Here is a 13,251-nt window from a genome sequence, read left to right as displayed (position 1 = left end):
CCCTTTTTTGATTTACAAATGTCATTACTTTCCATAGCATGGCGATCTATTCACGAGAGTCCATTAAGCAATTATGTCTGATCAAATTCCTAGTTTAATCGATGAAATCGTCAAAACTGATGCGCTCGAAAACAATGCGGCGTTAATTAGCACGATTGCTTCTACCGATTCTGAAAGCTTAGCCTTGCTATTAGAATCATTGCCCGTAGAACAGAGGGTAAATAGCTGGGAGCAAATACCCAGTCATAAAAAGCTAGATGTATTGGTCGAAATGCGGGCTGATCCGCGCTCTCCTCTCATTGTAGCCACGCCAATTGAAAAATGGGATAACATTTTTCAAGATGTTGATTCTGAACAATTACTAGAAATTTGCGATAGCCTACCAAACAACTTAGTTGATATTGCCGTTTCGGCAATGGGAAAACAACAACGACAATTCTTTCAAGACGCAAGTCAGTTCAAAGACAATCAGATTGGTCACTGGTTAAACCATGACGTATTAGTGCTACCACTGAATGCAAAAGTTAGTGATGCTTTGCGCTTAATTCGCCGTGAAGTACCAGAATCCACGGAGTGTATTTTTTTAGTGAATAGAACAGGGCAGTTCTCTTCGGCGGTGAAGTTTGATCGGCTTTTCCGTGCGCCAGAACACATTCCACTTGTCGATTTATCAGTTGAGTTCATCAGCGTGATTAAGGCCGAACAAGATGCGGTGCAGGCTGCTAGAATTGTGCAAAACAGTGGTTTTATTTCCTTACCAGTGTTGGATGATACCAATAAACTATTAGGCCGTGTTGATATTGTAACAGCCTGTGAGCTTGTAAATGAAGACTATGAACGTCAAGTCATGTCATCAGCAGGTATGGACGAAAATGAGGATTTATTTTCCAGTGTGAGAAAAAGTGCTAAAAAGCGTGCTATTTGGCTGGGTATTAATCTAGTCACCGCATTTCTAGCATCATGGTTCATTGGTTTGTTTGAAGCAACTCTTCAAGAGGTAGTCGCCTTGGCTGTTTTAATGCCTGTCGTCGCGAGTATGGGCGGAATAGCAGGTAGTCAAACGCTCACTCTCATAGTGCGCGGCTTAGCCTTAGGACAAGTTACTGACAGTAACCGTAAAGCACTATTAGAAAAAGAACTAAAAGTGGGTTTGCTAAATGGTGTTATTTGGGCCATTGTCGTTGGTGCGATTGCATACTTGTGGTTCGATAGCAGCTTGCTTGGTATTGTGATATCTATTGCCATTCTCTTAAACATTGCCATGGCGGCGTTGACTGGCGTGTTGCTGCCGATTGTATTAAACAAGTTGAAGATAGACCCTGCTTTATCAGGGTCTGTCATTCTTACCACTGTTACTGACATCGTTGGTTTTGTTGCCTTCTTAGGACTTGGCAGCTTGTTACTACTCTAAACAAGTCTTTATTTTTCAACTTAGTGATCTTGAATTCAAATTAACTGAAAAATCAACAACAGCACATAGTCGCACGTTGTAAGTAGCGGTGCTCTCTCTACTGCGCTACCTTAACGCAGTTTCTGCCTGAGTTTTTACTGACATATAGCGCTCGATTTCATTGGAGAGCACTTCCTCAATCACTTCTCTGATATTTTGTACAACGAGCTCCGATAGCAAAGTATTTGCATCTGCCAACTCTTGCGTTCTGGCGGTCACTTTGTTTTCTAAAGACTTACACAGATTTTCTAGTGCTTTATTGCGGGCGTCCAATGCTAAGTCAAGTCTAATATTTTGAGCACCATCCTGAATAAATCGGCTATAGGTAATGTAGTTTAGGCAAATCATAAAAGCGACCAAACCGAAACTGACCAACAACACAGAATCAATCACCCCCATGCTGTCGAGTATGTCATTCACCAATGAAAACACCTGGATGAAAATGTGGTATCGACGACGCTTTCGTTTTAGCAACCACTCCTCCTTCAGCGAGCAATACATCGTCGATATAAAGTTGATAGGCAGTGCCAATTGATGGCATCAAAATGCCCATAGTATTGTTGGGTTTATTAATAATTAGGGCCAAGCCTTAGTTATTAGTGTTAGCAGTTAAAAGAAGTACGAGATGGAAAACTGTGCTTCGCTAGCAAATTGATGAGCAAAGCCAAAGCGCAAGTCAAAACTTTTACTTCCATAAAGTTTTGCATTGCACTCGCTGCGAAGCTTTTTCTTATTATCTTCTTTTAAACTTATGGGGTAACTCAGCTCACAATGCATTTTGAATTGTCCATTTTCGTACAGACTGGCTAATTTAGGTTTAGCAAAGTAACGCTGATTATTGCGATTTGGCGTTTGTAATCTGCCATCTAGTTGCGCCAAAATCACCCAATCTCCAAGCTCAAACGCCTTACCCACACCACCTTCAACATAAAACTCATTGGAGTCTTTTGCATCATCAATAAAATTTCTCTCATTGCCTACAGTTAGTTTCCAAGAAACACCATAGTCCCCAGGCAGACCAGTTGCATTTAACTGCATTGTTTCAATATTGAGTAATTTCAGTGACGAAAGCGTGACTTTATTACGGTCAAGCCTGAGCTCAGTTTCCATCATCGACAGCGCTGAATTTGGCAAAATACCACCGCCACTCGATAAGAAGTCGTAAAAAGCAGGGCGAAACATAATGCTTGTGAAGACTTTTTCCGCCTCATTGTATCCAAAACCAACCCTCGCTGTAGTTGGATAATGACTGGTATGAGGGAGTTGCTTCACTTCTTCCTGAGGCTTATTTTCAGCAAGCGGAAGCCGAATTCGATATTTCTGTAGCGCCCGTTTTTTACTTTTTGCTGCTGTATTGTCGGTCTCCGTAGCCAATACAAAATTCAAGTATTCAATTGTGGCATCAACTATCGCAATCTGTCGCTGAACTTCTTTATCTTTCAACTCACTTTGCCATGTTGTTGAATTTAATAAATGCTTTACGAGCTCTTGCTCTTCTAAAGTAAGCGCATGATATTGAGTTCTAAATCTTGACTGACGAGAAGGCTGTCTTTCAATGCTGGCAACCGCACTATTCCCAGTGCGTGTTCTCGCGTTAACAAGCGAGTCGAAAACACTAATGGGCAGAACAAATGGGTCATTTACTTCGATAAGGGTATCATCAACAACCACTTCTAGCATCTTGGCAATATGATAGGCACAGTTGCGGGAAGTAAAGTAATAGGTGTAATCGGAAAAGAGCAGTTCCCACGCATGAGTAGCCAACAGCAAGCTTTCTTCAGCGTTTAAGTTAAGTTTGTAATCCCACAAATCACGCATTTCAACTTCGGAATAGTTAATATTGTAACGATAAAAGAAGTTAGAACTGTATTCAGCACCATAGCCACCAATAAGTCCTTTGATGATATACATAACGGGGTTTTCATTATCCGGCACACGGGCACCAAAGTTCAGGCTGTTAGTAAGTAAGTTGGTGCCATTTGCATTGTTTAATTTGAAGAGCAAATGGCCATAGAACGAGGCAGGATTTTCCAAGTAACCGTCTGCATATATAATACTAATGGATAAATCATCGGTACTGCCCAACCATTTTTTCAGTGCAACACATCCGCTCAGCGGGTCGGCAACGTTAAAACCATGCGAGCGCATGTATAGTGCTCTAGCCGGGTATTTACAGAGAACTGAATCACCTGTTTGGTTATCTATTGCTTGTGTTTGAAAGGCTGCGAGCGTTGCTTTGAATTCTGCTTCTGGATCGCTTGCACCACTTGGCGCGAGAAAAAAATCAGCATTTTCAATTTCGCTGTGCCCCAGAGTGTCTTCAAAATGAATAAGTTTTTTCCACACTTGATCGTGCCACAGTGCTGGAATATCAGTGGCATCAGTGCTCGTGCTAAACAAAAAAACAAAGAGAGTACAGTAGAATAATTTCATTAGTCTTAACACAGTAAAAAGGGCAGTTTTCACTGCCCTTTTTTATGAATGCGAGGAAAAGATATTAGCTAGCAGAGCAAGCAGATGCTGCAATGTTATATAAACGTTCAGCTTTAACAACGGTTGATTCAGTAGAATCTAAAAGTTGATCAGCTACTTCAGTGCGAATTGCAGTAGATGCAGACGCGTCACAGCTCATAAGGTTAAGCATAGCAGTAACATGCTGACCTTCACCACGAACTAGTTCGTCTTCAAGGTTGTCATAAGACTCAGTAATGAATTGAGCAGTAGTTGCGTTAGCACCCTGACAGCTATCTTCTGAAGCAGATGCAGAAGTTACAGCTGTAGTACCTAAATCCCAAATGATATTCGAGATAGTAGCAGCCGTGCCGTTATCCGGGAAAATTGTTGCGCCGATGCCGCACTCAGCCCATGGGTTCATTTCAGCTTGCGCCATTGAAGAAAAGCTTGCTGTCAAAGCAATTGCAGCTACGGTAATAATTTTTTTCATATTTAGTCCTTAAATTGAGTTCTTTCCTCGCACTTTCGAGAATGTCAGCTTAGATCACTTTTGGCAAGAAAAAAATGTCGCCATTCTGCAACTTTTTCTTAACAGTAGTTTTACAGTCCCATACCCAGCAGCTCATTGTCTGGTACATATTCTTACTTGTTAGTTCAAATATGCCAACATACATTATGACCTGATATTTGTCTCAGCTCTGCGTGTTGGCATTCCTTCAATATCAGCAACACCGCTCTCTTACTCAAAGCCTGTATCAGAAAGTAATAGAATATATTCTTCAACGCACTGGTTTTTAGCTAGGCTTAATTCACCATCTTGGTCTTTCAATTTTAAGCTCTCCAAATAACTCGGATATTCTAAATACGATATGGCTAGTAAAAGATTAGAGCCAGTGGTTGCAACCTTAGGTAAATCAATATTGTCGATTGCTTGGTAGTTTTCTTTATCACGATGAGAATTAATAGTTAATATCATTTCTTCAGTGAGCAATCTTATATCTTCATAGTCCTTGTCATTAAGGATATTTGAATGATGTAGCGCCTTGTTATAGTCGGGCTCGTTAGTAAAAGTAATATACTCATACAACGTGCCTAAACTCTTTCTTTGAATTCCGTACGACACATAAGCAAGCGCATTTTTTACATGCTGTTTTGTTTCAGGGCTTACTGTTTGTTCAATTTCAAAATTCACACCAGCTGAGGCAATTTCAACTATCATTTTGTGCCGCAAAGCAACGATCGTGTCACCGAGTAAAAAAAGCTCATTCGCAATACGCTCCTGATTTTCAATATCTACATCAGTTCTTTGTAAAGCTGCAATCATTGCCAAACGATCTTCCTGACCAATTAAGATTTTTAAACGCTCTAGTGGCATATCTCTATATGGTTCGACATGATCGGTATTTGAAAACTCGCGAAACGCTTCGGGTGAGTCTTGCTCTAGCAGCAAAAATACCCCGAGTTCTGCATTCCAATCTATGTATTGTTGTATTGTAAGGTCGAAATCTCTCTCATTTAAACCAAGGTCTAAGATGCACTGACTCGGATTTCTAATCAATTGATCGGCGTTCAAGTCTTGTTCTGTTGCCTTTGCATGGGCCGCCAAATTTATAAAAAAGATGGCGACTATAATTGGACGATACATATCAAAAAAACCTCTTTACATTCTTACGTTATTAATTGTCTGTGAATATTCAACTCTTTCGGTAATTTGCCATATTTGAAGTATAGAACAAGTAAGCTGTATCGTTGTTTAGGCTTAATCTTGAATTCAAATTAACTGAATAATCAACAACAGCACATAGTCGCACTTTGTAAGTAGCTGTGCCTTCTTTATTGCGCTACTTTAACGCAGTTTCTGCCTGAGTTTTTACCGACATATAGCGCTTCATCTGCGCGACTGATACATTGTTCTATGGTTTCGTTGTCACGATATTGTGCCAGCCCAATCGTCACTGACACATGGCGCTCGATTTCATTGGAGAGCACTTCTTCAATCATTTCTCTGATGTTTTGTACAACGAGTTCTGCATCGCTGACGTCAGTATTTTGCAGCAATATCAAGAATTCTTCGCCACCCCAACGCGCAAGTACATCGGACTTTCTAATACATTCCTGTATTATCTTTGTGCCTTCTTTAAGCGCTTTATCTCCGGTTTCATGACCCAACAAGTCATTTAGCTTTTTAAAATTGTCAAAATCAACTAAAGCAACACAAAACGACGTGTTATATGCTAAATAACTTTTCTTAGCGTCGTCAATTTTAGCCACCACTCCCCTTCGATTGAGCGCCCCAGTTAATGGGTCTTTGAACGCGAGCTCCGATAGCAAAGTATTTGCATCTGCCAACTCTTGCGTTCTGGCGGTTACTTTGTTTTCTAAAGACTTACTCAGGTTTTCTAGTGCTTTATTGCGGGCGTCCAATGCTAAGTTAAGTCTAATATTTTGCGCACCATCCTGAATAAATCGGCTATAGGTAATGTAGTTTAGGCAAATCATAAAAGCGACCAAACCGAAACTGACCAACAACACAGAATCAATCACTCCCATGCTGTCGAGTATGTCATTCACCATTAAAAAGAAGAGAAATAAAGTACCTGTTAGTAACAACCTCGCATTTTTGCGCTTGTAATACACTGCGCGCAAAATTCCCCACAACAAATAAGGAGACACCACCAGCATATATACCTGAAATACTCGCATATATGGGCTGAAGTATTCTACAGAAGTTACAATAACGCCCAATGAAAAAACAATAGGTATTGCAGCAATGCAGTAGATAAGTTTTGGTTTGTAATCACGAGTAAAGGTAGAGTACAAATAGAGAATAACGGTAAGCACGCTAACGTAGAAGGTTAAAAAGTTAATTCGCACACTTGTGGCAAAACTGAGTTGAGCAATCTCAATAAATTGTAGGAGGTGGCTCGACTCCATCTCTCTGAAGCCGAGTAAAACACATATGACTGCGATTAGAAGCGGCTGGGTGTTTTTTGAGTGAAGAGAAAATTGGATCAGATTAAAAACTGTGATGGTAAAAAATATTGAAATGATAATTGTGCTTTTTAAGTTCTTTTTATTTTGTTCTGCATGCAACATCTCAGCGCTTCCTATCTTCAACTGATGCCACATGCCTCCCCAATAAAACTCCTGATTTGATACCTGAATAATAATGTCGAAGCGATCGCTGGGCGCGGTGAAAATGAAAACACCGGGATGAAAATGTGGTATCGACGACGCTTTCGTTTTAGCAACCACTCCTCCTTCAGCGAGCAATACATCGTCAATATAAAGTTGATAGGCAGTGCCAATTGATGGCATCAAAATGCCTAAAGGTAGCCCAGTGTTTGCCTTATTTAGCGTAACTGATAAGCGATAAGTAGCGAAGCCATGGGTGGTAAAGCGAGGATTGATTGAATCATCGTCCACCCAAGTATGCGGCACATTTACAAAGTTAGGTGGGGTGCTACTCTGGGTTATCTCGTTATAAGACAGAAGCGCCTTCCAATATATTACCCATTCGCCGCCAAGCGCAATCGGATATGATTGCGCTAAATTGGTTTTACTTAAATCAAGCCTACCTTTTTGGGGAGCAGGTGCGTTTTCATCTATTTGTGCTTCCGCTAAAAGTAATATCACCACAAAAGTAACTAGGGTTAATAGGCCCACTAGCAAACCACCGGCAATTGTGGGCAAAGAAGACTGATCTGATGTGGCGTCATCCATATCGTTATTCATGTCATTTTTCCTTCAATTGATCTAATGAAGCTAAGAAGAATGAACAATAGATAAACATAGCAAGCAGCTGCGTTGGTAAGGATTAAACTTTCTAAGCTACCTGTGTGGCAGTGAACACTCTTACCTGCATTCTCACCGCAAACTAAGCTCATAATCTCACATACCAACGTTTGTAATTCATAAAGGCAAGCACCGCATACAATAGTGCAATAAATACAAGCGCGAACATAAGTGATGCCATCGCTTTGGATTCGAACACAGCATTCAATGCATTGAATCCAGCCGTACGAAGTGATAACTCACCGAACAGAGACAGATCTAAAAACCAAAAAAGCCCCAGCCACGAAACAGTAAAACCAAATAACGCATTTGCGCCATAGGCGTATGCTGGGTGTAAAAGCCTGTTAACAAATGGGTGTGTTTTAATCGACCAAAGGATAACAAAAGCAATAACGGATACTCCCGAACTTACAAGTACAAAACTACTCGTCCAAATCTTTTTGATAATAGGGCAAACAAAACTGAACGCTAGACCTAAAGCAATTAAAGCAACGCCAAATACAATAAGTTTACGTTTTGTATAGTGTATATTTTTTTGTTGATACATCACGCCGAGGATGGTGCCGAACAGCACATTTGCACAGGTTGTAACAGAACACATAATGCCGTCGGGATCATAGGTTACCACGCCATTTGTTTGCCCCCACTCCCACATATGGGCAACACTAAAAACGCTGCGATCAATTACGGAAGCCCAACTATTCACAGGGCCAAATTCGTTGGCCTGACCACCAGGCACCGGAACTAAATAAAATAACAACCAAGCGGCCGTGAGTAATACGAACGTAATGACGAACAATTGTTTAATACTGGGTGCGAAGCAATCGCTCTTGCGACCAACGAAAAGTACCAATAAGCTAACAGCAATAAAAGTCACGCCTATTCGTTGTAGAACCCCAGGTAATCTCAAAGAAGCTAAATCGGCGCTGCCAGTCCAATTGATAAAAACCCCAAGTAAAACGAGTAAGCCTCCTCGCCGGATTATTTGAAGCGCGATCTTTGATGTTGAAAAAGACTGAGCAATACGATTTTTTAGAGACAAAGGAATAGCGAAACCAATACAAAACATAAACGCCGGTGCAATCATATCGACTGCAACGACTCCCTCCCAGTCGGCATGATTAAGCCAAGGATAACTTACACCCCAGGCACCTGGGGTAATAACTAAAATCATCCCAATAACACTTATTCCGCGGAGTAAATCGAGTTCATCTAATCGAGATTCCATAAGCTTTATTCTTCTTATATTATTAGTATTTAACCGCGCTGCGCGGATACAAACTATGGTTTATTTTGATGGCTTACAAATACATAAGGACTCTAGGTTGCAATATTCATCACAACCATAGGTAACGGAGTCTGGTTATATCCATTTTCCCTTGTTAAGGCCTAGCTTTTTCGTTTTCTTCGTTTGCGAGTTAAGATTTTCTTTTGTAAGGCTCGAAAGCGCTCTAAACGCGAGCTTATTTTCACTTCTTTATTGTGAACAACGGGTTTGCTGATAAATGCTAAAGCATGTTCTTCCACTAACGGCTTAGAAATTAAATAGCCTTGAATAAAATCACAGCCTAGTTGCTTGAGTATGTCCAATTGAGCGCTTGTTTCAATACCTTCAGCCGTTACATGCATCTTAATGCTTTGCCCCAAGGTAATTGCTGCTTTCACGATTTCAAATGCCTCGTCATCGAGCCGGCCTTCGCCACTGTTATCTAAAGCGTCGATAAATTTGCGGTCAATTTTGAGGTGTTTGGCAGGCAACTGCGGTAAATACGATAACGAAGAGTAACCAGTTCCAAAATCATCAAGCGATAGTTCAATGCCACGCGATACTATGTCGTCTAACAAGCCGCTAATACGATCGTTATTTTCAATTAATGACGATTCCGTTAATTCCAGTTTCAGTTTCCTTGGGCTTAAGTTATAGCGCTCTAGTGTAGAGTCTATGTGCTCCAATAACTTAAGGTCTTGAAATTGAACGGAAGAGAGGTTAACAGATATGCCAATATCACTGCTATTCAAAGCGTCGTGCCAGTTCGCCAGTGTTTTTATCGATTCCTCTAAAACCCAAGCGCCTATGGGTATGATTAAGCCCGTTTCTTCAGCAACGGGAATGAAACGGTCGGGTGGGATAAAGCCTTTTTCTGGATGATTCCAGCGAAGCAAAGCTTCAAAGTAATCTACTTTATTTGTTTTTAAGTCGAGTATGGGCTGAAACACCAGGTGGAATTCATCGTTCTGAAGGGCTGTTCTCAATTCTGATTCAATTTCTAGTAAATCACTGGATTCTTGGCGCATTGCACTGTCGAATAGTTTAAATGTACATTTGCCTGCTTTTTTCGCCTCATACATGGCTATGTCGGCGTCCCTTAAGGCCATCGTCTTATTCTTATAATAATCGTCGCATAAGACGACACCGATACTCATATTCAAGGAGATAGTGGTTTTCTCAATGATAAAAGGTTCTTTAAAGGCGTCTACTATCTGAGCAGCTAGGTTTGACAAGCTCTCTATTGAGTTACAATTTTCGACCAAGACGGTAAACTCATCACCTCCTAATCGGATTGCATGAGAGTGCTTATCGAGTAGTTTGCCAAGTCGCAAGCTTGATACGATAAGTATTTCGTCACCAACGGTGTGACCAAAGGTATCATTGATGACTTTAAACCTGTCGCCGTCTAAAAACATGAGACCAAATGAATTGCGGGGTTCTCGTTTTATAAGGGAATCGAGTCTCTTAGATAACCATTCTCGATTGGGTAGACCGGTTAAGCTGTCGTGGAAAGCCAAATCGTAAAGTTTAGATTCAACTACCTTACGTTCATTTATTTCAATTAATAAGTCTTTGGTTCTTTGCTCGACACGCTCTTCGAGGTGTTTGTTAGATTCCTCTAGCTTTTCGGAAGCAGATTGTAGCTCAGCGGCGTATTGCGTGATTTGTGCTGTCTTTTCCTTCACTATTCGCGTAAGTTCAGCTTGCTTTTGCTGCAAAAAACGAACTCTTGCTTTAGCATAAGTGAATATTAATAGTATGACAAACGCTGTAAAGCACAGATAAGCCCACCATGTACGGTGCCATGGAGGTAAGATGGTAAAGCTGAACGACGCTCCCGTAGCGTCCCAAATCCCTTTGCTGTTTGCAGAGTAAACTTCGAAGCGATATTCACCCTCTGGTAGGTTCGTAAAGCGAGCATTTCTGTCGAGGGCGCGTCCATACTCAAACTGATCACTTAAGCCCAATAGACGATATTTAAATTTGTTTTCGTTTGGAAAAATCAAATTGTGAGTCGAAAAGGAGAAGGCCAAGCTATTGAGAGCATAGGGAATTTCTGCAACGCTTTTCGATGAGGGAGCGGCTTGCTTCAGGGCTGTTAGTAAGGCGCTAGGATCCGCATCATTGATGGTTTTAATTTCGGTGATAAAGGTCTTTATGCTTGAATCATACTCTGGCAAATCATCCGGCGAAATAATACTAATGTCGTTACGTCCAGGAAAATAAAGTTTATTTTGCACCATTAGGCCTTCACCAAAACGGGTGAAAATATTATTAGCGAGGCCATCTAACTCGTTATAGAACAGAGTTTCTTTGCCGTCAGGATTAAACCTGAAAATACCAATATTGCTCGCGATCCAAATGAGTCCATTTTCGTCCTCTAAAAAGTAGTAGACAGAAAGGTTGTTATCATCGCCAAGCGCTTCAAATTGTGCCGACTTAGTATTGAGGTCGTAACGATAGAAACCATTCGTTGCGCCAATATAGATAGTTTGATCGGCAGAAATAAACAGGCTTTCACAGGGGCAATTTTCGGGTCTAAAAACAATTTCCCCCTGACCACTTTCTGTGGAAAAGCGTTCAAGCCCCTGCGTGCCTATCAGCCAAATGTTGCCATTGAGGTATTTAAGATCGTTGAGGGTGCGATTTTTCAATCTTGAATCATTGGCTTGCGCAATGAAGTTTTCGAAGGTGGCGTTTACCGGGTCGTATTTTTGAATGCCAATAAACCAAGCGCTAATCCATAAATTATCAGACTCATCAAACACTATTTCCACAACACTGTTGCTCAGCAGCTTCTTCGTTTCATCATCTGTATTGTTCACTCCAATATTTTCGATCTGTCGTGTGTTTGGGTCGATTTTACTCAAGCCGCCCTCCCATGTGCCCGCCCAGATAAAGCCATTAGGACCTTGGGTAATTGTTACGACGGCATCGGAAGGGAGAGAATTTGGATTATTGGGCTGATGCCGTATCTGGCTGAGCTCTCTGGTACGTGCATTCACAATTTGAATGCCATTTCCGTCGGTCGCTATCCAGAGCTCCTTGTCGTTATTATTGTCATTGTCATTGTCATTGTCATTGGCATTAGGGCTTACCGAAATCGCGGCAACGGCGCGCTTAAATAATGCGTCGCCCTTCGTTAATATTTGGTGATTTAGGCTCGTAAACTTTTCTATGTTTGGCGATATCCTCACAAAGCCGCTGTTGTTCATGGCCAGCCAGAGAGATCCTGATTTGTCTTCAAAGATGTTTTCTACAGTTGAAGCAGGTATAGCATTATCTTTATCGTCATCTGCCGGCAAACATGAAAAGCCGTCAAGGTCGCGTAAATATTTGCATAAGCCGTTTTTTTCAAATCCTATCCAAACATTTCCTTTGGCATCTATACGTGTGCTCGTCGCATAGTTACTGGGAAGTCTAGCTCCGGTGTTTTCTACCGTATACAGTGTTGAAAATGAGGAATCGATATCTATTTTAATTAGGCCGCGAGTAGTGGATACCCATAATTCTCGTTCTTCATGATCGATGGATAAATTACGAGGGAAGAAATTGATATACTCTTCATCGATTGGCGTAAGCACCTTGCTAAACTGACCTTGTTCAATGTCAAACTTGTAAATACCGTCATTTGCGTGCATCCAAATGGTAGCGTCTTTCGGATCAAGTACCGCATGTACGATTAGCCCTGGTACATTTTCAAACTCGTCACTGGCAAAATTACCTTCGACTTGTTTTGTGCCTTTGTTGAATTTAACAAAGCCAAAATCTCGACCGAAAAGCCACAAATTACCTTGGTTGTCATCGACTATGCTATAGATCGCTTTTCCATTGGTAATATCGAAGCTTTCAAGCGGGCTTAATTGTTTGGAGACTATCGACAGGCGAGAATTGCCAAGCCATGTTTGTCCTTCGCTATCATAAAAAAGCGTATTAGTAACATGCTCGCCATAGGTCGCATCTGGCTGAATAATGAATCTTTCGAGGGCGTATCCGTCATATTTGAAAAAGGTATGAGCATCGCTTCGTAGCCACAAAAAACCGTCACTATCTTGCTTAATATCATTCACAAATAGTGTTTCTACATTGCTACCGAGTAAGGGCGGATAAAAGGCTCTAAAATGTGTTATCGACTGCTCGTTGTTGTCACCAACATCAGCAGATAGAGTTTTACTTCCGGCGAGTAACAACATAAAACATGCACTAAGAACGGCTAGTATTCTTATTATCATAGGCATCTAACTGTTGATATTGCTTTCAAATTAAGTCACCAACTTGCATG

Annotated in this window: 9 protein-coding genes; 1 reads left to right on the top strand and 8 read right to left on the bottom strand. The window is 41.1% G+C overall.

Features of this window, described 5'->3' with window-relative positions:
- Positions 1–73: 73 nt before the first annotated feature.
- The gene (locus tag ISG33_RS13315) at positions 74–1,411 is read left to right on the top strand and encodes a magnesium transporter (protein ID WP_195734098.1); all 1,338 of its coding nucleotides are present in this window, start codon (positions 74–76) and stop codon (positions 1,409–1,411) included.
- Positions 1,412–1,516: 105 nt separating this feature from the next.
- Here ISG33_RS13315 and ISG33_RS13310 read toward each other — a convergent pair whose 3' ends face one another.
- The 8 genes from ISG33_RS13310 to ISG33_RS13280 all read right to left on the bottom strand — a co-directional run bounded on the left by ISG33_RS13310 (position 1,517) and on the right by ISG33_RS13280 (position 13,201).
- Positions 1,517–1,873, bottom strand: a complete 357-nt coding sequence (locus ISG33_RS13310) for a hypothetical protein (RefSeq protein ID WP_195734097.1) — start codon at positions 1,871–1,873, stop codon at positions 1,517–1,519.
- Complete coding sequence (locus ISG33_RS17190) at positions 1,863–1,991, bottom strand: hypothetical protein (RefSeq protein ID WP_255528904.1); 129 nt, start codon at positions 1,989–1,991, stop codon at positions 1,863–1,865. Before ISG33_RS17190 ends, ISG33_RS13310 begins: the two co-directional genes overlap by 11 nt.
- 68 nt (positions 1,992–2,059) lie before the next feature.
- A complete protein-coding gene (locus ISG33_RS13305; RefSeq protein ID WP_195734096.1) occupies positions 2,060–3,883 on the bottom strand; it encodes an Lnb N-terminal periplasmic domain-containing protein in 1,824 nt (607 codons plus the stop codon).
- 64 nt (positions 3,884–3,947) lie between these two features.
- Complete coding sequence (locus tag ISG33_RS13300) at positions 3,948–4,394, bottom strand: DUF3015 family protein (RefSeq protein WP_195734095.1); 447 nt, start codon at positions 4,392–4,394, stop codon at positions 3,948–3,950.
- A gap of 249 nt (positions 4,395–4,643) precedes the next feature.
- Entirely contained in the window at positions 4,644–5,549 is a 906-nt protein-coding gene (locus ISG33_RS13295) for a hypothetical protein (RefSeq protein ID WP_195734094.1), read from the bottom strand.
- A 188-nt stretch (positions 5,550–5,737) separates the two neighbouring features.
- A complete protein-coding gene (locus ISG33_RS13290) occupies positions 5,738–7,639 on the bottom strand; it encodes a sensor domain-containing diguanylate cyclase (protein ID WP_195734093.1) in 1,902 nt (633 codons plus the stop codon).
- A 148-nt stretch (positions 7,640–7,787) separates the two neighbouring features.
- Positions 7,788–8,927, bottom strand: coding sequence for an acyltransferase family protein (locus ISG33_RS13285; RefSeq protein WP_195734092.1), 1,140 nt, complete (start codon positions 8,925–8,927; stop codon positions 7,788–7,790).
- Positions 8,928–9,088: 161 nt separating this feature from the next.
- Positions 9,089–13,201, bottom strand: coding sequence for an EAL domain-containing protein (locus ISG33_RS13280; protein WP_195734091.1), 4,113 nt, complete (start codon positions 13,199–13,201; stop codon positions 9,089–9,091).
- Positions 13,202–13,251: the final 50 nt, after the last annotated feature.

It is taken from the genome of Marinibium conchae (assembly GCF_015595035.1).
In the GTDB taxonomy this organism is placed as follows: Bacteria; Pseudomonadota; Gammaproteobacteria; order Enterobacterales; family Alteromonadaceae; genus Glaciecola.
Note: the sequence above shows the minus strand (reverse complement) of the source record. Positions and strands in the feature narration are given on the sequence as shown.